General features: G+C 47.1%; 22 protein-coding genes. All 22 read right to left on the reverse strand.

What is annotated here, in order from left to right; translation table 11 throughout:
- Positions 1–382: 382 nt before the first annotated feature.
- The 22 genes from PGL02S_RS21410 to minD all read right to left on the reverse strand — a co-directional run bounded on the left by PGL02S_RS21410 (position 383) and on the right by minD (position 21,088).
- The gene (locus PGL02S_RS21410; protein ID WP_036641416.1) at positions 383–2,077 is read right to left on the reverse strand and encodes a LysM peptidoglycan-binding domain-containing protein; all 1,695 of its coding nucleotides are present in this window, start codon (positions 2,075–2,077) and stop codon (positions 383–385) included.
- Between the two features lie 163 nt (positions 2,078–2,240).
- Positions 2,241–3,125, reverse strand: a complete 885-nt coding sequence (gene ilvE / locus PGL02S_RS21415) for a branched-chain-amino-acid transaminase (RefSeq protein WP_006208828.1) — start codon at positions 3,123–3,125, stop codon at positions 2,241–2,243.
- Positions 3,126–4,013, reverse strand: a complete 888-nt coding sequence (gene pheA / locus PGL02S_RS21420) for a prephenate dehydratase (protein WP_006208827.1) — start codon at positions 4,011–4,013, stop codon at positions 3,126–3,128.
- Positions 4,010–4,981 carry a homoserine kinase gene (gene thrB / locus PGL02S_RS21425; protein WP_036641415.1) on the reverse strand — a complete coding sequence of 324 codons (972 nt, stop codon included), beginning with the start codon at positions 4,979–4,981 and terminating at the stop codon, positions 4,010–4,012. Before thrB ends, pheA begins: the two co-directional genes overlap by 4 nt.
- Complete coding sequence (thrC, locus tag PGL02S_RS21430) at positions 4,978–6,051, reverse strand: threonine synthase (RefSeq protein ID WP_006208825.1); 1,074 nt, start codon at positions 6,049–6,051, stop codon at positions 4,978–4,980. Before thrC ends, thrB begins: the two co-directional genes overlap by 4 nt.
- 57 nt (positions 6,052–6,108) lie before the next feature.
- Positions 6,109–7,395 carry a homoserine dehydrogenase gene (locus PGL02S_RS21435; RefSeq protein WP_006208824.1) on the reverse strand — a complete coding sequence of 429 codons (1,287 nt, stop codon included), beginning with the start codon at positions 7,393–7,395 and terminating at the stop codon, positions 6,109–6,111.
- 54 nt (positions 7,396–7,449) lie between these two features.
- A complete protein-coding gene (locus tag PGL02S_RS21440; protein ID WP_009594028.1) occupies positions 7,450–7,887 on the reverse strand; it encodes an ACT domain-containing protein in 438 nt (145 codons plus the stop codon).
- Between the two features lie 238 nt (positions 7,888–8,125).
- Positions 8,126–8,851: a hypothetical protein gene (locus tag PGL02S_RS21445; protein ID WP_036641414.1), complete on the reverse strand. Its 726-nt coding sequence runs from the start codon at positions 8,849–8,851 to the stop codon at positions 8,126–8,128.
- A 34-nt stretch (positions 8,852–8,885) separates the two neighbouring features.
- A complete protein-coding gene (locus PGL02S_RS21450; RefSeq protein ID WP_036641412.1) occupies positions 8,886–9,617 on the reverse strand; it encodes a hypothetical protein in 732 nt (243 codons plus the stop codon).
- 21 nt (positions 9,618–9,638) lie between these two features.
- On the reverse strand, positions 9,639–10,433 hold the full coding sequence (locus PGL02S_RS21455; protein ID WP_036641410.1) for a hypothetical protein: 795 nt from the start codon (positions 10,431–10,433) through the stop codon (positions 9,639–9,641).
- A gap of 52 nt (positions 10,434–10,485) precedes the next feature.
- Positions 10,486–11,241 carry a hypothetical protein gene (locus tag PGL02S_RS21460; RefSeq protein ID WP_006208818.1) on the reverse strand — a complete coding sequence of 252 codons (756 nt, stop codon included), beginning with the start codon at positions 11,239–11,241 and terminating at the stop codon, positions 10,486–10,488.
- 24 nt (positions 11,242–11,265) lie between these two features.
- Positions 11,266–12,024: an ABC transporter permease gene (locus tag PGL02S_RS21465; RefSeq protein WP_006208817.1), complete on the reverse strand. Its 759-nt coding sequence runs from the start codon at positions 12,022–12,024 to the stop codon at positions 11,266–11,268.
- The gene (locus tag PGL02S_RS21470; protein ID WP_036641409.1) at positions 12,021–13,352 is read right to left on the reverse strand and encodes an SPFH domain-containing protein; all 1,332 of its coding nucleotides are present in this window, start codon (positions 13,350–13,352) and stop codon (positions 12,021–12,023) included. Before PGL02S_RS21470 ends, PGL02S_RS21465 begins: the two co-directional genes overlap by 4 nt.
- A gap of 278 nt (positions 13,353–13,630) precedes the next feature.
- Positions 13,631–14,941 carry a GTPase ObgE gene (gene obgE, locus PGL02S_RS21475; RefSeq protein ID WP_036641407.1) on the reverse strand — a complete coding sequence of 437 codons (1,311 nt, stop codon included), beginning with the start codon at positions 14,939–14,941 and terminating at the stop codon, positions 13,631–13,633.
- Positions 14,942–14,954: 13 nt separating this feature from the next.
- Positions 14,955–15,695: a Spo0B domain-containing protein gene (locus PGL02S_RS21480; protein ID WP_063455989.1), complete on the reverse strand. Its 741-nt coding sequence runs from the start codon at positions 15,693–15,695 to the stop codon at positions 14,955–14,957.
- 165 nt (positions 15,696–15,860) lie between these two features.
- Positions 15,861–16,172 carry a 50S ribosomal protein L27 gene (gene rpmA / locus PGL02S_RS21485; protein ID WP_006208812.1) on the reverse strand — a complete coding sequence of 104 codons (312 nt, stop codon included), beginning with the start codon at positions 16,170–16,172 and terminating at the stop codon, positions 15,861–15,863.
- Between the two features lie 17 nt (positions 16,173–16,189).
- Positions 16,190–16,522 (reverse strand): ribosomal-processing cysteine protease Prp, encoded by a 333-nt coding sequence (locus PGL02S_RS21490; protein ID WP_006208811.1) that lies wholly within the window; start codon positions 16,520–16,522, stop codon positions 16,190–16,192.
- A gap of 13 nt (positions 16,523–16,535) precedes the next feature.
- A complete protein-coding gene (rplU, locus tag PGL02S_RS21495; RefSeq protein WP_006208810.1) occupies positions 16,536–16,847 on the reverse strand; it encodes a 50S ribosomal protein L21 in 312 nt (103 codons plus the stop codon).
- A 163-nt stretch (positions 16,848–17,010) separates the two neighbouring features.
- Positions 17,011–18,243 (reverse strand): Rne/Rng family ribonuclease, encoded by a 1,233-nt coding sequence (locus tag PGL02S_RS21500; RefSeq protein WP_036641406.1) that lies wholly within the window; start codon positions 18,241–18,243, stop codon positions 17,011–17,013.
- Between the two features lie 119 nt (positions 18,244–18,362).
- Entirely contained in the window at positions 18,363–19,226 is an 864-nt protein-coding gene (locus PGL02S_RS21505) for a M50 family metallopeptidase (RefSeq protein WP_036641404.1), read from the reverse strand.
- Complete coding sequence (locus PGL02S_RS21510; protein WP_036641403.1) at positions 19,219–20,124, reverse strand: M23 family metallopeptidase; 906 nt, start codon at positions 20,122–20,124, stop codon at positions 19,219–19,221. The genes PGL02S_RS21505 and PGL02S_RS21510 overlap by 8 nt, the downstream gene beginning before the upstream one ends.
- Before the next feature lie 169 nt (positions 20,125–20,293).
- Complete coding sequence (gene minD, locus PGL02S_RS21515; RefSeq protein WP_006208806.1) at positions 20,294–21,088, reverse strand: septum site-determining protein MinD; 795 nt, start codon at positions 21,086–21,088, stop codon at positions 20,294–20,296.
- Between the last annotated feature and the right edge of the window lie 3 nt (positions 21,089–21,091).

A 21,091-nucleotide genomic window follows, 5' to 3' on the forward strand; every position in this document is an offset into this window, starting at 1 on the left:
CTTCTTCGTTGTCGGTGTATATCATTCGCACCAGCAACTCTTATAATATATCACGTTTGTTCCGGTAATGCAAGAGGTTTTTTTAGAGAGTTTTTTAAGTTCTTATAACTTCCTCTCAACCTCAGCGTCCCATCGCATTCTTTCATTTCGCGACTGGATTTATAATGTATCACATTATTCAATGTGATAGCAATACATAATTTCTTCCAAATTCTATTTGCCTTAGATTCTGCATTGAGGCTAGCATAACTAAACATTCGGAAGATTCATAGACATCCGAAACAAGCAAAACAAAGATGAATGAAAAGATACAGAAACATGGTCACAGCAAATAAGGAGGACCACCCATTGATCCCCCTTACTTCATTAACAACTTGAATTCTTACCCTTTGATCCAAGGATTTTGGCGCTTGCTTCTTGATGCAGGAGATTGTTTGCGCGATTTTTTTGCTGCTGTTCTTGTTTTATTAGCCTGTTGACGGTTTACTTTCGCTCTGGATTTTGCAGCCTCTTCGACACCCGTATCTCTTATCGGCAAATCATCATCAGCATTCTCAAGCTCATTACTGCCAGAAATGTTGCTCTGCTGTGTCTCAAAAGGGCTAGGAGCAAACTGCTGCTCGTTTTGTCGTTCATTCCAGTTCTGCTCATATGGATTTGCAAATGAAGGATATGTGCCATGAGCTGCCGGGGAACCATATGCTCCTGCATTAAAATCCATTCCACCCTGCCATGGTTGATAAGGAACTCCAACGCCAGGTACGTGGTGACCGTGATGTTCATGTTGCGGGTACCCGTGATGAGGCATATTGTAGTACGGACTTATTTCTCCTCCATGGCACCCGCAAGGTGATGGAACATATCCGTAAGTCATTGCTGTATGATGATGCTCGGGATATGGCTGGTAGTTGGAACCCATACCGCCCGTATATGATTCTGTAATCGAGAATTGTGAATATTCCAAACTCATCGGTTGTTCAGATACTCCCGGGTATCCAGCCGTCGCATTCCCCCAGCCCTCATTATAAGAGACTGGCATCACTTCCTGTGAAATCTGGTGAAACGGATGTACCGCTTTGCCAAAATCCGCGCCTTGCCATTTTACAGGCTCATGATATCCCCATGGCCCTTCAGGAGAGACATATTGTGGCATCGTAAATGCTGGCGCATTTTTATGAGGGAATTCTGGACATGGATGTGGCATCATGTGAACTGGCATCTCCATAAATGGCGGGCACGGTTCCGCGATCGGATGAATCGGATGCGGCAGCGGCATGGTTTTGACAGGGAACGTATACTCAGGTTCAATGGGTTTATATGGCGGTATAAATTCTGGTTTGAATTCTGGTTTGAACTCAGGCATAACGACAGGCTTCTTAAATTCCGGCATCACTTCTGATTTCTTAATCTCCGGCATGATTTCCGGCTTTTTAATTTCAGGCATGATTTCTGGTTTTTTGATCTCCGGCATAATGATCGGCTTTTTGACTTCCGGCATCATTTCGGGTTTCTTAATTTCCGGTTCGATTTTCTTAGGTTCCTCTGGAAAAGGTGAAATCTCCGGCAGTTTTGGCAGAACCGGCGGTTCCGGTTCCTTCACTTCAGGTACCGGCGGCTGCTCGATCGGCGCCGTTATTTCTTCCTTCACGCCCGTGTATTCCTTGCTGCCTGGTTTCTTCTTGCCAGGGGTCGATCCAGAGCTCATCGAAGTCCCCTCTTCTGCTCCTGTCTCCGTGTATACCCCTGATGACGGGATATTGACGACTTCTCCCACCAAAAGGGCATTCGGATTTTTAAGCTGCGGATTGGCATCAATGATTTCCTTCAAGGTAACTCCCCATGCCTTGGACAGCTTCCAGAGAGAATCTCCTTGCTTTACCGTATGCTTATGGATGATTGGCTGGCTGCCGCCAGGTACCGGAACAGGCTCTGTTGGTACTTTGATCTTGGTACCGACCTCGAGCTTATTCGGATCCACGAGCTGTGGATTGGCATCGATGATTTTCGCTAATGGGACGTCATATTTTTTGGACAGCTCATATAGGGTGTCGCCTTCCTTGACGATGTGTATCTTCACGCCGCTAAAACCTCCTACACTCTTCTAGGCGTCATGTAATTCGCCCGCTTTCGTTACTACATCCTATGCACGGAATAGGCGATTGACATCCCTCAAGACAAAAAAAATCCTTCCATCGACATGAAAGGATTGTTGAAGACACATAACGAGCTGTCCTATAAAATTAAGATTCCCATACTTTATAACCGTCTTGATCTACAATTTTGCGGAATTCTTCGAGCAGCTTCAGAGTAACCGGGCCAGCCTGCCCTTTACCGATAATCCGACCGTCAATTTCGCGAGCGGCAATAACCTCGGCAGCGGTTCCTGTAAAGAATACCTCGTCTGCAATGTATACGTCGTGCATGCTAAAAGGCTCTTCCTTCAATTTAATGCCCAGTTGATCGCATAAATCGATAATTGCCTGACGCGTAATGCCTTCAAGTGCTCCCAGATAGCAGGGCGGTGTTGTGACCACTCCATTTTTGACGATGAAAATATTATCCCCGGAACCTTCGGTCACATATCCTTGCGCATTCATCATGATCGCTTCATCCGCACCCGCAAAGTTCGATTGAATCTTCACAAGAATGTTGTTTAGATAGTTCAAGGACTTGATCTTGGGATTAAGCGCATCTGGAATGTTGCGGCGCTGAGCCACAGAAACGGCCTTCAAGCCGTTCAGATAAGCTTCCTCCGAGTAAATGGCGAGCTGCTCTACAATGATTAACACGGTTGGTTTAGGACAGCGCCGCGGATCCAGGCCCAGATTGCCAGCACCACGAGATACCACGAGACGAATATAGCCATTACGCATATCATTGCGTCGAATGGTTTCTGCCATAGCCTCCAGCAGTTCATCAAATGCCAGTGGAATAACTAAATCGATGGACTTGGCGGAATCGTACAGCCGGTCCAAGTGTTCCTTGCACTTAAAGATGTTGCCGTTATATATCCGAATACCTTCGAATATACCGTCTCCGTACAGGAATCCATGATCAAAAACGGATACTTTAGCGTTCTCTTTGGTAACCAATTCTCCATCTAAATAGATCCATTGCTCTGACATTTACTTAACCTCCATCTTCTCACGCTCGTACGCATAGCCCGGATAAGACCCCAGCACGCGAACCAAACATCCAAGCGCTTCAATCTCTCCCATTGCTGCGACCAACAGAACGGAATCGGTAGAAGCCATGACATCAATATAAAAATAGTAATTACCAAGCTTTTTCTTCGTAGGGCGGGACTCGATGCGGGACAAGTTCAAACGCCGCCATGCAAAAGCAGAAAGTACCTGATGCAGCGCACCCGGAACGTCTTCCGGCAGCGTAACCAGGATACTGGTTTTGATATGCTCCGGCGAACGGTTAATTGAAATCGGATCACGACCGATCAATACGAATCGGGTGTAATTGTTATCATGATCGGTAATACGCTCGGCAAGCACGTTTAATCCGTGTGTTGCCGCACCCAGTGATGTTCCGATCGCGGCCCACCCCTGGCCTGGATTATCCTTTACGATTTTAACACCCTCCGAGGTGCTGCCTACTTGCTCCAGCTCCGCTTGAGGTGCAGCTTTTGCAAGAAACTGACGGCACTGCGCAGTCGCAACTTGATGGGACCAGATCTTTTTGATTTGACTGTAATCCATCGTTCCGTCACTCGTAAGGAATTCCGAAGCATTTCCGATTAAATTTTGGATGGAAGGATATACCCACTCCACCTGCATCGGCAGGTCCACCTCATTCACCAGCCAATCCATGTGAAGGCTTACCGATCCTTCAATGGTGTTCTCAATCGGGATAACGCTATAATCGCTCTTGCCTTCTACTGTAGACATAAATACATCAGAGATCAGTTTATAGTGCACAAACTCCACCGGCTCACCATTAAGGAGATAGCGTATCGCTTCATGAGATACCGATCCTGAGGGCAACAAGGCTATTTTTTTCATGAAGTAACTTCCCCTCTAATCATATCCAAAAAGGATTTGTTGTTTATATCATCCATCAGCAGAACACCTTCGGCAACTGGATTCAGCTGGTAACAAGCAGCCGAAATCCCTTCCGACTTCATCGTCTCCATCAGATACGTGCTCAGTTGTCCTTCTACTCGCGGATCTTTGCGGTCCACGAAAGCAATCATAGTCGGACCCGCCCCGCTAAGCGCGATACCGAGTGCTCCCTGGTCAGGTGCTTCCGTCAAAATCCTGGACATCCCCGGTACGAGCGGTGCCCGGTAGGGCTGGTGGATACGGTCTTGCATTGCAGCACGAATCAAATCCAGTCTGCCTGCGCAAAGAGCTGCTGTCATTAAGGAGGACCGACTAATATTATATACAGCGTCGGCTAAACTGACCTGGGCAGGCAATGCTTCCCTTGCCTTGGATGTCGCCAACTCAAAATCGGGAATGACTACGAGCGTTCCGAGGTCCGCCGGAGGTTCAATGCGCATATAATCCGCATGAGCTCCATCCCATACCGCCGTAATAATTCCTCCAAATAAAGAAGCCCCCACATTATCTGGATGCTTCTCAAGATTCGTCGCCATATCAAAAAGCTTGGAATCCGGCAATGGTGAGCCGATCAGAGCGTTGGCAGCTGCTAATGCACCTACAATGGCTGAAGCGCTGCTGCCAAGACCCCGGGTGAGCGGTATTTCAGAGTACATGGAAATTTCGAGTTCCGGGACAGATTGTCCCGCTTCCTCAAAAACCATCTGAGCCACCTTATAAATCAGGTTGCTCTTATCTGTCGGCAGACCGCCCATCTGATCACCATGAAGATGGAATCCGGTCTGCTCCGACGCTTTGATCTCGATCCATGAATAAAGAGACAATGCCATGCCGAGTGTATCGAATCCGGGTCCCAAATTCGCCGTACTGGCCGGAACCTTCACCCGGACTCCTTGGGACAAACTCATACCTGCGCAGCTCCTTCAAGCTGAGCAATAGCATCCATTACGGCAGATTCTGTATCCGACACAACGAGCGGTTCGGATTTCACTGTGGAGATCGCGATGTTGGGATCCTTCAGACCATGTCCTGTCAGAACACAGACAACGGACTCCCCGCCTTTAAAATATCCTTCACGCTTCATTTTATAGACACCTGCAATGGAAGCAGCAGATCCAGGCTCGGCAAAAATCCCTTCCCGCGATGCGATTTTACGATAAGCTTCCAAAATCTCCTCGTCCGTAACATAGTTAATCTGTCCGCCGGACTCCTCTGCAGCAGCAACCGCCGTTTTCCAGCTGGCTGGATTCCCGATGCGGATGGCAGTGGCCACTGTCTCCGGATTCGCGATAGGCTCCCCTTTGACGATAGCCATCGCGCCTTCCGCTTCAAACCCAAGCATTTTTGGAAGTGAGGACGATTTGCCTGCGGTGTGATACTCTTTAAATCCTTTCCAGTATGCGGAGATGTTCCCCGCATTGCCGACTGGAATCGCCAGTACATCCGGCGCTTTGCCCAGTTGGTCTACGACCTCGAATGCCGCAGTCTTCTGGCCTTCGATACGATACGGATTCACCGAGTTCACAAGCGTGATCGGATGCTTCGCAGTAATCTCGCGAACGATTTCCAGCGCACGGTCAAAGTTGCCATCAATGGCAATGACCTTCGCTCCGTAAATCATCGCCTGAGCAAGCTTACCCAAAGCAATATTATTGTTAGGAATAATGACGATGCAATTCAACCCTCCGCGGGCAGCATAAGCAGCCGCTGCTGCGGAAGTATTACCGGTAGAAGCGCACATAATTGTACGGCTTCCCTCTTCCATCGCTTTTGCTACGGCCATCACCATTCCACGGTCTTTAAAAGATCCCGTAGGATTAAGTCCTTCAAATTTGAAATGCAAATCAATCCCGAGCTCTTCCGATAAGTTAACGGCTTTGATCAGTGGCGTATTCCCTTCCTTGAGTGTAAGAAGCGGAGTACGCTCATTCACCGGCAAATATTCTCTGTAGGTTTGAAGCAATCCTTCATACGGCATCTCTCTTGTTCTCCTTTTCTTGTGAAAAAATTATATAGGGTTCATGCTTTGAATCGCTTATCCTTCAACACGATAAACACTTTTAATTCGGCGGATGACATCCAAGCCTTCGAAATGATTCAGTACCTTATCCATGTTGGCTTTGCTTGCGTTATGGGTGACGATGATAATCTCAGCATCCGGGTTATGCTCATTCGGCTGCTGGACAACGGACTCCAAGCTGACATCATGCTGGGCAAACACCTGCGTAATTTGGGCAAGCACGCCCGCTTTATCATCCACATGAAGCAGAATGAAATTTTTGTACACGATCTGCTCATCGGTTTTGAGTTTCTTCAGTTTATAAGGGACGATGGCTTTCAAACCGTTAACGCCCAGCTTCAGATTCTTAATGATGGCTACCAGGTCTGCCACTACGGATGTTGCCGTTGGCATCTCGCCGGCACCGGCTCCATAAAACATCGTTTCGCCAACTGCTTCTCCGTACACGTAAACGGCGTTAAATACGCCGTTCACTGCTGCGATGGGATGTCCTTTGCGAACCATCGTCGGCTGAACGCTGATGCTGAACTCATCGTCCTGCCGCTCTGCAATTCCCAGAAGTTTCATCTCGTAACCCAAGCGCTTGGCATACGCAATATCGTCCTTTGTCACTTGCGAGATTCCCTTGACAGATACATCCTGCAGCTCCACATTCGTACGGAAGCCGAGGGTACCGAGTATCGCCATCTTGCGTGCCGCGTCCAAGCCTTCCACATCGGAAGTCGGATCAGCCTCTGCATATCCAAGCTGCTGGGCCTCCGCCAAAACATCCTCGTAAGAGGCGCCCTCCTGGCTCATTTTGGTCAGAATAAAGTTGGTTGTGCCGTTCACAATCCCCATAATTTTCATGATACGGTCGGATGAGAATCCTTCAATCAGCGTCCGGATAATCGGAATGCCGCCAGCTACACTGGCTTCGTAGAACACATCACACTGCTTCTCTTGAGCTTTTGCCAAAATTTCGGCACCGTGCAAGGCCATCAGATCCTTGTTAGCTGTTACGATATGTTTACCCCGATCAAGCGCTTCGAGGATATAAGACTTCGTCTGCTCGATTCCGCCCATCACTTCCACAATGACATCGATCTCGGGATCGCGGATGACTTCCCATGGATCTTCGGTTAGCTTAGTCTGATCCACGCTGACGCTGCGGTATTTCTCCAGATGTTTTACTGCAATACGCTCTATCGTAATCGGCGAACCGACCTGACTGCTCAAATCCTCCTGATGCCCCTCTACGATGCGGACTACCCCTGTCCCTACGGTTCCTAATCCCAAAAGCCCTACTCTGACCGGTTTCATTAATACACTACCTCCTGTATCCCATCACATAGATATCTATTTATTTGTCATATCTTACCCTTGCCCAATCATCTGGACCCTTCTTACCCCGGCTATTCGCCTCAAACCGTCGAGCAGATCATCCAGCTCCTCATTAAGCCGGGAAACCTCAACGGAAATCACAACATTTGCGATCCCTTGCAGCGGAATGCTCTGATGAATGGTAAGCACATTCCCGCCTTCACCCGCAACCAGCCCAAGCACCTCGGACAGCATCCCGGAGCGATGTTCCATATCGATAGAAATCGTTACGATTTCATCACGTTCCAGTTGATTGATTGGATGAATGCCATCTTTGTACTTATAAAAAGCACTCCGGCTAAGCCCAACCTGCTCAACGGCTTCATGAACCGTCCTAACGTCTCCCGACGCCAGCAATTTTTTCACTTGCATTGTTTTAACTACAGCTTCGGGAAGGATGTCTTCCCGGACCAGATAGTAGCGTTCCTTCACAAACGTCCTCTCCTCAAAGACTACTGTATTCGTATAGTGGACATTATACTGGATATACCAAGTAAGGGCAATACATAAGTGTCCATTTTTTAGAGATTACGATATTATTATGTCAACTCTATAGCCTATACTATATCGCAATTCCTATTGGAACTCATCGTAATTAACGTCAAAATTGTAAATGTAGCGTAAGAAAAAGCAGCCTCCGATACTCGAAGACTGCCGATTTCTCTACCAGCTATGTATAGGTCAGGGGCAAACCACAATATTCACATGGAAGAGATTCCAGTGGATTTAACATAACTTTATTTCCGCAGCCGATGCACTCATGACTTTTTGGACCCGGTGGGACCGTTGTTTCAAGTGGTGTTTCATCTGTATTATGGACCAGATTATGAGTACTTTCCATGCCGGGTTTATCCGAATGCTGGTTATAGGCGTTCAACCGCACCCTCCCCTCTTTTATAATGCCGTTAGGAAAGAGTTTGTGATTGAGTAAATACTGCAAATCTTTCAGTACTGCGGATAGAGGTTGATGAACATGCAATGCAATGTCTTCAATACTGTGGAGGCCGTTTGATACCAAAGATTCATACTCTTTCGCGAGTGTATAAAATCTCTTGTTTGCTCTTAATCTTAGTCCATATAGGACAGCAACGATTAATATACCAATAATACCTACCGCTAAAGCCAATCCCATAGCTTTATTAGCCCGTTGTGAAGGCTCGAACTCACTGTATGGAACAAAAAAGTAATACATTACAATAAAGATGTAACCACCGATAAGACAATTGGTTAATTGATAGTAGCTATAACCCTTCCTATAGTTAAGATGAGTTGAGCTGATAAATTTCCATAGTACCGGCAATAAAATGACCGGAAACAATATAAAACTCCCTAATAAGATTAAAGCATCCCAACCGGTTGGTTGGGGTTCGTACTGTTGAGTTTCACTCACTTTCAATCCTCACTCCTCCAAAGTGTTTGAGGTAGCATCCTTAATGAAGTACGATTCCGCAGTAATCGCATTCCTTGGTATCCATCTTGTTAAGTATGACTTTGGATCCACAGCCAGAACATTCCACGGTTTTAGGCTGCGGAGGATTTGCTTGCATGTCAACAAGTGTGTTTGTGGTGCGAATACTTCGTTGGGGACTCACTGAATCCATAATCGAAGTGAACTGGCCCTGTTTATCCAAGAAATTCTCAACCTCATCATTCCGTTTAAAAATCAACTCTCCATCCACAATAGCACCTCGTGGAAAATGGCCTTTATCCATTAAATATTCTAAATCCTTCTCTACACTGATTGGCTTCTGCCTCATCTGTTCTGCAATCTCTTCTATATGATTAATTTTATGAATAAATATAACCTGTTTGTATTGCTCAACCATATTAGAGTACCGCTCATTTCGGTTTAGCTGAAACCCGGCAACTACAACCAGCAAAACAAAATTAATCAAAAATACTCCTACAATATAAGCAAAAATAGAGTTAAAGAAAAAACCATAAATAAGATACGAAACAAAACTGAACAGTAATTGAAATGAAATTAATTTATAGGTGAATCCTTTTCGATAATTGAGATGTTGATTAGAGACAGCCCTCCAGATGGTTAGCGGAATCAATATATAAGGCAAAAGCAAACTGCCAGTTATCAAAACATGATCCAATGCCTCTGGTCGTGGCTCATACTTGTCATGTTTTTGATCCTTTGTTTGTATAGCCAATACTAAACCTCCTTCCGTGGATTACATGTAATTCAACCAACTGCCACAATACTCACACTCTTTAGACTCCTCTGATTGCAAAATCACTTTTGAACCACACCCCACACATTGTGTTGACTTAGGCAGTTTGCTAGGAATGCTTCGAATTAATGAACTTTCTGCAGCAGCCTCTTGCTCTGCCTTTTGAGAGGAATCTGTCTCAACTTCTAACTTATCTTCATCATTGTTACTTTCATCATCTTCTTGTTCTTGTTCTTCCTCTTCCTCTTCCTCTTCCTCGTCGTTTTCTCCATCCCAGTAGATAATCCCATCCTCAATAGTCCCCGAAGGAAGTGTGTTCTCTTGCATTAAAAACATGATGTCCTCAGTCGCTTGCTCAGGTTTACGATTAACCTGCCTCGCAATCTCCGCAATTTCATCGTGATCCTGATTTAGGAGCAATTCTTTGTAGCTTGTTTCAAGTCCCTTAAAATACGTGTTAGCTCGCATACTCATCACTTGAAAAGTAACAATAAGAGGCAGACAAAACATGGCGACTATTAGCATAAGGGATTGGGTTTCCTTTGTCCTTATGGATGATTCCAATCCAGCGAACGACACAAAATAAGCGTAGATGAATATCCATAAAAAAGTCATGACTAATAGAGTGGATAAAAGACTGTAATTAGAACCCTTCCGATATGAAAATCGATGAGAAGCAACCACTTGAAGTAAACCCACAGCTAAAAACACTGGTGGAAACACAGCGGTCCCAAATATTATAAAAAAATCAACTTTAGTGAATGTAGGTCGGTAAACACTTGTTTGATTATTCATTCCTTGTTCTCCTTGACTATCATGTGGCTATTATTCTTATTAGATTAACTCCTTAAGCAACAATCATCGTACCGCAATACTCGCATTCTTTTTTCTCAAGCTGCGTCACGACCGTCCTTGCCCCGCAGCCAGGACATTCCACCGACTTTGGTACGCTACCCACCTGAGTTACGGTTCGTTCGGAATTTACAGATTCCGCTGCATCATTGCCCAGTGTATACTGCACTCTCTGCCCGCTGCGTGAAACAAACTCCCCCTGGGTAGGGGATTCGGACTTGTTGAGCAATGAAGGAATGCTCACCATCCCATTATCAATCTTCCCATAGGGAAGCATACGCTCTTCAAACATAAACGTTATATCCCGGGCAGCATGTGCTGGCGTCACCTTGGCGTCCTGAGCGATCTGCCCAATATGAACCAGCCTTTTCCGTATGATGGCATTCGAATAAACTTGCAGGAGGCTGCTGAATTTCTTATCTTCTCGGTTAGCGATCACAAACATGATAATGGCTGGAATTAGTATGACAATGCCAAGCACGATCGTGGAAGAGATGAGGCCATCAACATCGTTATCATCCATCGTGCCTATCATTATAAGGAATTCCATGACTCCAAATGTGAGAACCAGCACCCACCCAAAGAGTCTGTTGTTCCTTCCTTTACAGCTGTTATGACGCTGGGTGACGAGCACCCGAATGGCCGCGAGCACAATAGCTAACGGAAAAAATATAGCCGCCAGCACGATAATGAAATAATCTATTTTCGTGAGTCTGGATTTAAAAAGCTTCTGCTTCAATGAACCCCCCATACGCTCTCCCCTCAGTCATCTGCTTTATGTTGATCCCGCTTTTGCTTTCAGAAGTGCCGTGTTCCGGTCCTGTACTGTTCTGAGAATATCCCGGATGATATGAACGGCCTGCTCTGTCAGTTCATGATGTTGTTCCTTCTGGGATCCACCGATCAGCGCAACTTGATCCTCCAGCATCGCAATTTTCTGCTGGATTAGATGCTCCACTTCAACTAAAGAGGAGTGTGTGATGGGATCGCTGTAGCGAAGCGTTTCCTCGAGCTCGGCTACCTGGCGGTCTAATGCTTGAATATTCTCAACTGGCATCTGGCTAAGCTTCCTGCGAATAGAGCCAATCCAATCCACAATCTCTCGCTTCCCCGTGAGATGATCGGTTTCCCTCTGTTCATGAGTACCTGCATATTTCCCAACCAGGGCTACCAGCCCCAGAACAACAAAGAACACCAATAAAGTGATGAGATGAATCATCATGTACGAAGATACAGGCAGCTTAAATAAATATCCCAGCAAAATAACCTCCAACAAAACGGAGACGGCATAAATGCCAATAATAGCTCCTGAAGCAATAAAAAACGGAACTGCTGCGGAAGCCGCCTTACGTCGATGGATAAGGAATCCAATAAATATGAAAATGGCCGCTTCGGCGCATCCAAGGGCTATACCCGATATCCAGGAATTCAACTGAACCATCCCACCGGTAAATCCGAACAGGAGGATGGTTACAATCGGAAGCACAACGGCAGCCAGCCATAACTGGTTTCGACTCGTGGTTCTTGTACTCACTCTCTTCCCTCGCTTTCATTCCACGTCAATTTATGGCCGCACTCCATGCAGAACTTTTGTCCCGGTTTAATCTCATGATTACAGCTTGGGCATGCAAGCACTTGGCTTGACCCACAGCTAGGACAAAATTTTGCTTCCGCATCCACTAATTCACCGCATTCTCTGCAAGGCATAGGGAGGAGTGCACCGCAATCCGGACATTTTACAGCACCTGCCGGGTGGTCATGACCGCACTTAGGGCAAGCATGATACGGATCTCCACAGTGAAGACAGAACTTGGCATTGGGAGGCAGAGGCTGACCGCAGTCACTGCACGGGATGGTTTTTACCGTTTGTTCCTCCGGCTTCGTGAGAATGGAGTGACCGCATCCCGAACAGAATCGAGATTCTTCCCCATTCAATGTTCCACACTTGGCACATGCCTTCTGTATCACTTGTATATCTTTTTTCTCCCGAACTCTTGAACTTTCAAACATTTGGCCCACGGTCTCATACATCGGGCCAACCATGCCAAGCCCCATACCCAGTCCAGTCCCCATAACAGCTGCCGGGCTGCCGGGATTCTTTGCCGCACCCTCCAGCGTATTAAAAGTCCTTTCCTGATGGTAGGTATATCCGATGATGTCCATTTCCGCTTTTTTTGCCAACGCTTCCTTGATTCGAATCGCAGCGGGGTCATTCTCGGGGATATTGATGGAATCCACATAGAAATTAAGCAGGGTGATTCCCATTTCTTCAAATGAAACAGCAATTGCTTCCATGATGTGCTTCGATATTTCCGCTATGTAAGCATTGATTTCTACGACGCTAATTTTTTTATGAACAATATATGAGGATATGATCTCTGTAATATTGGACATCAGTACGCCACGATAGTATTTGACAAGTGTGCTCTGATCAAAGGTTGGAAGGGTGCCGACCATCGTTGCCAGAAACTTTCGCGGATCGCTGATCTGAACACCGAATTGGCCAAAAGCTCGAAGCGATACAATAATGTTATACTTCGGATCCTGCAGCTGGATTGGCGAACTGGTCCCCCATTTCACATCCAGTGAGCGAAGTTTATTAACAAACCAGACTTCCGCCGTAAACGGAGACTTTCCGCCGAATGGAAGGTTGATAATATTAGATAGTATCGGTATATTCGCTGTGCTCAGCGTATGTCGTCCAGCAGAAAAGGAGTCCAATGCCTGACCGCCCTTATACAGAATAGCCTCCTGCGTCTCATGAACGATAAGCTGGGTCCACGTGCCTAACTCCTGGTTCGGATAACGCCAAGCAAACACATCGGGGGGTCCTTCGTATTTTACAACTTCAATGATTGCCATAGTTCTACTCTCCTTTTTGCACGGTTCGTTCCATCTGATGATCTATGGAAATAGGTACTAATGTACTACTATTGTATACGATTTATCCGATAAATGGATGCAAAATTTGGAAAGTCGAAAAAAAGACAGGCTATGAGCCTAACAATACGATGAACAGCGTTTGGCATACTTTGGAGATAACGATGTAGACGGATGTGATTCCATTCATGAAAAAACGGCCAAGTCTGCTGTTAAACAGACTTGGCCGCTTCCTTGAATATATGTTTATGTGGTGCTGATCAATAGTAGCTGCTTCCTTCAACAAATTCGAATTCGAAATCGCCGATTCTTACAATTGTCCCTTCAGTCGCGCCACGCTTACGAAGCTCTTCATCGATACCCATATGACGCATCGTTCTGGCGAGTTTCAGGATCGCATCATGCGAATTCATCTGCATCCGCTTCAGCATCCGTTCAATTCGCTCACTATGGACCACATACATTTCATTATCCCTGGTAACCGTAAAGGAATTGTCGTTTTGCGCTTTGAATTTATAAACCTTACGTTCGGAAACCTCGGTTACCTCTTCGACCGTCGGCTCATCCGGAATGCTCTCAAGCACATCGATCGTGCGATACAGAAGTTCCTGGATGCCCTGACGCGTTAGGGAGGAGATCGGCATAATCTCGATGTCAGGACGGATTTCCTTAATCTTCTCCTTAAAGGCAGCTAGATACTCCTCTGCCTCAGGCATGTCCATTTTATTGGCAGCCACGATTTGCGGGCGCTCAATCAGGAGCGGATTGTACAGTCTGATCTCATCATTGATTTTTTCCCAATCTTCAAACGGATCTCTACCCTCTGTGCCTGCCATATCCACAACATGGATAATGATACGAGTTCTCTCCACATGACGGAGGAATTCATGCCCCAATCCTACGCCTTCATGTGCACCCTCAATCAGACCAGGCAGATCAGCCATGACAAAATTGCGCCCGTCTCCAACGTCAACCATACCCAAATTCGGAGTTATCGTCGTAAAATGGTAAGCGCCAATCTTCGGCTGTGCCGCAGACACAACGGATAACAAGGTTGATTTGCCTACGCTTGGAAATCCAACGAGACCTACATCTGCCATAACCTTAAGTTCCATGGTTACAAAGCGTTCTTCGCCTTCCTCACCGTTCTCTGCAAGTTCAGGGGCCGGATTGTTCGGTGTGGCAAAACGAATGTTCCCGCGGCCACCACGGCCTCCTCTGGCAACAACCACCTGCTGACCATGCCTGGTCAGATCGCCAATCACTTCGCCGGTATCGTCATCTGTCAAGATGGTACCTGGCGGAATACGAACAATCGTGCTGTCCGCGTTGGCACCATGCTGACTTTTATTCCGACCCTTTTCTCCGCGCTTGGCCTTGAAATGCTTCTGGTAACGGAAATCCATCAGCGTGCGAAGTCCTTCATCCACCCGGAAAATCACGTCGCCGCCCTTGCCGCCGTCGCCGCCGGCAGGTCCGCCTTCAGGAACGTATTTCTCACGACGGAATGCGATGAGCCCATCGCCGCCGTCTCCACCTTTTACATATACTTTTGCCTTATCTACAAACATGAAATCACCTTCCTCAAGTCACAAACGGCAGATACAAGCGATACGAGGTTTCCCCCGGCTCCATCTGTTCCACCCGAATGCCTTCTCCTTTTACGGATTGTTCAATCTGAAGCTTCAAGCTGTCCGGTTCTCCGAAGAATCCCTCTCCCTGAGCCCACACAATCAGCTCTTGCTCCTGCTGCATAAATGTTAATGTTAACTGCCGAGATTCTCCCCATGACGCTTTGCCGCTCAATTGGAAGGCTCTCACCGTTTGAATGATCGCGTGGGTAAAAGACTCTGCCGTTTGTGGCGATACTTTGTCTTCCAGTTGCACCTGGTCCACAACTTCAACGTCCAATTGCAGATTGTTGCTGTACGTACGGTATGAATGTAAGTAAAAAACCAGTGAAGGAATGCCCAGCTTAGAGATTCGACTCTCTGTAGCCATCCGTTCCTTTATTCTTTCCACAGAACGCACTGATTTATCATGCTTCCCCAGTTGAATGTAGCCGTACAAAATTTGAAGCTCATTCATCCAATCATGACGATGGTGATTCAGCATCTGAATCGCCGTTTGCTCTACATTCTGAATGATGGCCTGCTGTCTGCGTTCCTCTGATTTACGAACAAGCCATGCCCCGCAGACTGCAGCAGCCACAGCCCAAGCCGTCAATACTGCTCCTGCCGCCCATGTGGGTTTCCATACCATCCATGCTACCGGTATTACTGAGGTTAACCCCGCCCCAGCCGCTATCCATTTCCAGGATTTCATCGCTTCTCCTCGTCTTTCAACAGCAATTGGTTACATTCACCAAATCCCAGTATATCATAGTCTTTCAGGGCGGTTCATCCCCGGATTATCATTCTTATACAATTTACAAAAAAAGAAGCCCCGGCAACGATGCCGAAAGGCTTCTTCTGTATGCATAAGAAACAATTAAGCTTCTACTGCAGCCGCTACTGGAGCGACATCAACCGGGTAGACGCTCACTTTCTTGCGATCACGACCCCAACGTTCAAATTTCACAACGCCATCGACTTTCGCAAACAAAGTGTCATCTTTACCGATACCCACATTCGTGCCTGGATGAATTTTGGTTCCGCGTTGGCGAACCAAGATGCTTCCGCCAGATACTGCCTGACCGTCTGCACGTTTCACGCCAAGACGTTTCGATTGGCTATCACGACCGTTCTTTGTGGAACCTACACCTTTTTTCGATGCGAATAACTGAAGATCCAATTTCAACATGTTGTCTACCTCCTTCTTCAAGTAGTCAGTTCTTGTATTCTTATATATTTGCCGTATGAATCGGCAATTCCCTGTAACATAACAACCATGGATTCGAGAAGCAATTGAACTTGACCAGAGACAGCATCGTCTTCCGCTGACGGAAGATTTGCGCTAAGAAAGCCGCCCTTCATCTTGGTCTCCATAACCGTTCCGGTTAACGCTTCAATCGAATTGACCGTTCCCACTGTAATGCTGGAAACTCCAGCACATACAATATCTTCTCCAGGATCGGAATATCCGGCATGCCCCGTTACCTTGAAGCTATGGATGCGTTCATCTTCCCCGCGTATTACTTGTACAGTAATCAATTACCGCACCTTCTTACGCCTGGATTTTCTCGATGGTTACTTTAGTGTAAGGTTGACGATGACCTTGCTTCTTGTGGTAGTTTTTCTTCGGCTTGTATTTGTATACAACGACCTTGCGGCCTTTACCGTGCTTCTCCACTTTCGCAGTTACAGTCGCACCGGAAACAACCGGCGTACCTGCTACCAAACCGTCCTCTTTGGAAACGGCCAGTACACGGTCGAAAGTCACGCTCTCTCCGTCACCTGCAGTCAGCTTCTCAATGAACAATACGTCGCCCTCTTGAACTTTGTATTGTTTTCCACCTGTTTCGATAATAGCGTACATTTGCTTGCACCTCCCTATATCTCAGACTCGCCTAGTAAAGGTGTCCGTTCCACAATGAAACGTCCTTGCTAACCCAACCGGAGCGGTTACAGCATGTGCAGCAATTCATCACTAAACACATACCTAATGATAATATCATATTCCCCATTCACCGTCAACATCATTACTCGATAACAATGCCTTTGCCTCCGCAATTAACGCAAGGCTTGGCAAATGGGAGCGAAGAGTTTTCCCTGGCTTTTTTACGGGTCATTTCCAGCAGCCCCAGCTTGGTCCACCCTACCACAAAACTCTTCGTGCGGTCTTTGCGCATTACGGCCTCCATGACGGATACCACCTGCTGCCGATGCTCTTCGCGATCCATATCAATGAAATCAACGATAATGATGCCCCCGATATCCCACAAACGCAAAGTTCTTGCAATTTGCTGTGCGGCCATAAGATTTGTCTTAAGCACCGTTTCCTCGAAATTATCGCCACCGATATATTTGGCTGTATTTACATCCATTATGGTCATGGCTTCCGTCTGGTCTACAACGATGGTCACACCTTCCGGAAGCGTGATTTTTCTTGCGAAGCCGGCTTTCATCTGCTCGTCCAACCCATAAGCCTGAAAAATCGGCCCCCCTCCCGTGTGGTATGTAACCTTAGGCTCCATACCGGGAACCGTCTCTTTCAGATAGCTTTTGGTTTCCTCGCCTTTCAGCAAACTATCGATCACAAGTTCGTCATGAAGCGGATCGAAGGAATCCCGAATAAAGCGCTGCAGCAAACCCAAATCCCGATGCAGCAGTGCCGGAGCTGACGATGATTCTGCCTTCTCCAGAATCCGAGTCCATTCTTTTCTCAGGTATTCCAGATCGCCGCTAAGAAATTCCAAGGGCTCGTCCTCGGATACAGTTCGGATAATAATTCCCTCTTCATCTGTGCGAAGCTGCTCACCAATGCTCTTCAGACGGGCACGCTCGGCTTCACGCCCAATTTTTTTGGAGACGGCCACATAATCCGCTGTAGGCATATACACCATACACCTGCCGGGAAGCGAGAAATGGGTCGTTACTCTTGCTCCCTTGCCCCCTCTTGGTTCCTTCATAACCTGTACCGTCAGTTCTTGTCCGACCGTCAGCAGCTGCGAGATCGATGGCTTCTGCTTCGGCTGCTTCTCTAAATGAGGATGGAGCACATCATCAATATATAAAAATGCATTCTTTTTCAGCCCGATATCTACAAAAGCCGCCTGCATCCCCGGCAATACGTTAACAACCCTGCCCTTGTAAAAACTTCCGACTACACTCTCCTCACGACTTCGCTCAACTGCGAACTCGGCTAACCTCCCATCTTCGATGAGGGCCATCTGTATGGTCTCATGTTCACAATGAACTATCATTTGCCTCATGGCATCACCCCTCAAAAAATGGAAGACAATATTCTATTTTTATCCTAACACAATCTCTCGTGATATAAATGGATAAAGAATGATAGTCCACCCTGCGTCTTCCTCATGATGTTTACGATTTACGCATACCAGGGCGGACCATTTGATGCAAAATAGGAAGAAATCACATGCTGTTCCGGCACGACGGCAAGCAAGCTGCCCGGTCCGCTCATGACATAGATCAAATGATACTTCTCTCGTTTAAATAGACGCATAATATCGTCCAAAGGTTTCGAAGAATCTGCAACGATTGGCTGGGCAGGACCAAGTCCCTCCAGATTTCGTTCGTAAATCTCGCTCCGATTCACGAGAAATCTCAAGAAACGGTAATGCACGTTCCGGTAGTCTTCAAAATTGGAATATGCCAGAAACAAGCCGATCATCAGAACGTTTAAACGGATGCCGCCACCCGAGAATAAAGGCTGCAGACCATATCCGATCATCATCAGACTGCACAATATACCGGCTCGGGAAGCCCATAACAAGGTTGCATGATAGGGTGCGAGCAGACTGATGACGGCCTGCAGCACTTTACCACCGTCCAGCGGGAGAATCGGAAGGAGGTTAAACAGGGCGATGACCAGATTCCCCTGAATAATATACGACAACAACTGCTCGTCTCCCCACCCGGCCCATCTGCAGGTCAGGGTAATCCCGATCATGATCACATTTTGCAGCGGTCCAGCCAGAGCGATCACGATTTCCTTCATAGCCGTCATCCTGCCGTCATCTTCAATGACAGCAACGCCGCCGAACGGCAGCATTTGAATGGCTCGTACCTTGAACCCCATCGCTGCCGCTGCGGCGGCATGTCCTAATTCATGAATAAATACAATAATAAAAAGGGTCAGCAATTCCAGAAAACGACCGGTGAACACTGACGCCAGCATGACAATAACAAAGAGAGGATGCAGCGACAATACAGTTCCCTTAAACTTAATCAAACGGAATCACTTCCGCCGGATCGACATCACGATCCCCCTCTTTGAGTTCGAAATAAAGGGAGGGCGCGCTCCCTGTGCCCGAAGTTCCCAGCGTACCGATAATATCTCCGCCCTGAACCCAATCATTCACCTTGAGCCCCGTTTCTGCCAGCCTGCTGTACAGTGCCGTTCTCTCACCCGTATGCTGTATGAGAACGGTAATCCCGTTCTGCGGGTGTTCATTTACCTCAAGCACACGTCCGGTCTCTATACTCTTAACCGCTCGGTCCGCTAAAGAACCCCCTTCAGCTTCCAAAACGATACCTTTCAGATCGACAGCGAAGGATTGGACCAGGCGTCCCGCAAGAGGAGGAACCAAGGAAGTTCGGGCATTAACCTTCGTAGAGTTTTCATCGGTTTGTCCAAAAATAGGGATGAAGGAGGGCGCGCTGCCAAAGTGCTCCTCATACCATACCTGGGCTGCCTGAAAATCCATTTCATGGCTCAAGCCTTCGATAATAACAGCCTGGGTTCGAAGCGCCCATGGCTGCTGAAACGAAAACACACCCCAGACTAACCCAAACACTAATACACTTACGGTAATACGGCGAACCAGTCCGGGGACAAACGAAGCCTTTCTCGGTGGCTCTCCAGGATCTCCAGGGTTCGGGGTATCATACCAGCCCCGATGCCCTTGCTTCCAAAGCCGCTCAGGGTCCGGTTCATTCTCCACATAACGATCGGAAGGTTTCGCAGGATCGTCCTGTACGAAGCCAGTCTTTTTAACATTGGAATTTACAGATGTTCTCTCAGGAATGGCAGGCCACGGCTTATCGGCAAGCATAGGTGACTGCTGACTTTCCAACAGCTCGCGAATGCGGGCTTCCCGTCGGTTCTTGACTGAAGTTTTAATGTCCATAGTTCTTTCCCCCTTGGGGCTTGTTTTTTACTCTATCCTATGAGGATATGAAAGATATTTAGAACAAGCCCCGTTGAAGAGGTGGACAGAACATCTGAACCTTAACAAGGGTCCTTGCGAAAGAAACCAAAAAACCGATGCCCTGCGGCACCGGTCCCTTCTAAACGCTTTAACCCATTCCAAAAAACTTTTTGAATTTTGTGAACATCCCTTTTTTCTGATGAATTTGCATCAGGGGAACCGTATCGCCAAGGATACGCCGGGCGATGTTTCTATAGGCAATGGCAGCTTGGGAATCCGGGTTCATAACGGTCGGCTCCCCCATGTTTGCCGCTTTAATGACCATCTCATCGTCAGGCACAATACCGATCAGATCAATATTCAATACCTGAAGCACATCTTCTATCTCCAGCATATCGCCCGATTTCACCATGTTCGGACGAATCCGGTTGACTACAAGTTTTGGTGACTCGACGTGAGAGCTCTCAAGCAGTCCGATAATCCGATCCGCATCCCGGACTGCCGCGTTCTCAGGCGTTGTCACTACAATCGCTTTATCTGCACCGGCAATGGCATTCTTGAAACCCTGCTCGATTCCAGCCGGACAATCAATAATGACGTATTCGAATTCCTTTTTCAATTCAAGCACAATATCTTTCACTTGATCCGGAGAAACGGCATTCTTGTCTTTCGTCTGGGCTGCAGGAAGCATATACAACTCATCGAAGCGCTTGTCCTTGATCAACGCTTGATTAAGCCGGCATCGCCCTTCTGCAACGTCGCACAAATCGTATATAATCCGGTTTTCCAGGCCCATCACGACATCCAAATTACGAAGACCGATATCTGTATCAACCAGGCACACTTTTTTTCCCAATAGTGCCAAAGCCGTGCCGATGTTCGCTGATGTCGTCGTTTTACCGACTCCGCCTTTACCTGAAGTTACGACGATTGCCTCTCCCATATT

Origin of the sequence: Paenibacillus glucanolyticus NBRC 15330 (assembly GCF_004000885.1) — a bacterium.
In the GTDB taxonomy this organism is placed as follows: Bacteria; Bacillota; Bacilli; order Paenibacillales; family Paenibacillaceae; genus Paenibacillus_AQ; species Paenibacillus_AQ glucanolyticus.

What these genes read in the sequence shown, in the direction of transcription:
- pheA (WP_006208827.1), bottom strand. Translation starts at nt 4,013, where the DNA reads ATGAAAAAAATAGCCTTGTTGCCCTCAGGATCGGTATCTCATGAAGCG.
- PGL02S_RS21470 (WP_036641409.1), bottom strand. Translation starts at nt 13,352, where the DNA reads ATGGCAATCATTGAAGTTGTAAAATACGAAGGACCCCCCGATGTGTTT.
- obgE (WP_036641407.1), bottom strand. Translation starts at nt 14,941, where the DNA reads ATGTTTGTAGATAAGGCAAAAGTATATGTAAAAGGTGGAGACGGCGGC.
- PGL02S_RS21435 (WP_006208824.1), bottom strand. Translation starts at nt 7,395, where the DNA reads ATGAAACCGGTCAGAGTAGGGCTTTTGGGATTAGGAACCGTAGGGACA.
- PGL02S_RS21460 (WP_006208818.1), bottom strand. Translation starts at nt 11,241, where the DNA reads ATGGGGGGTTCATTGAAGCAGAAGCTTTTTAAATCCAGACTCACGAAA.
- PGL02S_RS21500 (WP_036641406.1), bottom strand. Translation starts at nt 18,243, where the DNA reads ATGAGGCAAATGATAGTTCATTGTGAACATGAGACCATACAGATGGCC.
- PGL02S_RS21510 (WP_036641403.1), bottom strand. Translation starts at nt 20,124, where the DNA reads ATGGACATTAAAACTTCAGTCAAGAACCGACGGGAAGCCCGCATTCGC.
- rpmA (WP_006208812.1), bottom strand. Translation starts at nt 16,172, where the DNA reads ATGTTGAAATTGGATCTTCAGTTATTCGCATCGAAAAAAGGTGTAGGT.
- thrB (WP_036641415.1), bottom strand. Translation starts at nt 4,981, where the DNA reads ATGAGTTTGTCCCAAGGAGTCCGGGTGAAGGTTCCGGCCAGTACGGCG.
- thrC (WP_006208825.1), bottom strand. Translation starts at nt 6,051, where the DNA reads ATGCCGTATGAAGGATTGCTTCAAACCTACAGAGAATATTTGCCGGTG.
- PGL02S_RS21480 (WP_063455989.1), bottom strand. Translation starts at nt 15,695, where the DNA reads ATGAAATCCTGGAAATGGATAGCGGCTGGGGCGGGGTTAACCTCAGTA.
- minD (WP_006208806.1), bottom strand. Translation starts at nt 21,088, where the DNA reads ATGGGAGAGGCAATCGTCGTAACTTCAGGTAAAGGCGGAGTCGGTAAA.
- rplU (WP_006208810.1), bottom strand. Translation starts at nt 16,847, where the DNA reads ATGTACGCTATTATCGAAACAGGTGGAAAACAATACAAAGTTCAAGAG.
- PGL02S_RS21455 (WP_036641410.1), bottom strand. Translation starts at nt 10,433, where the DNA reads ATGAATAATCAAACAAGTGTTTACCGACCTACATTCACTAAAGTTGAT.
- ilvE (WP_006208828.1), bottom strand. Translation starts at nt 3,125, where the DNA reads ATGTCAGAGCAATGGATCTATTTAGATGGAGAATTGGTTACCAAAGAG.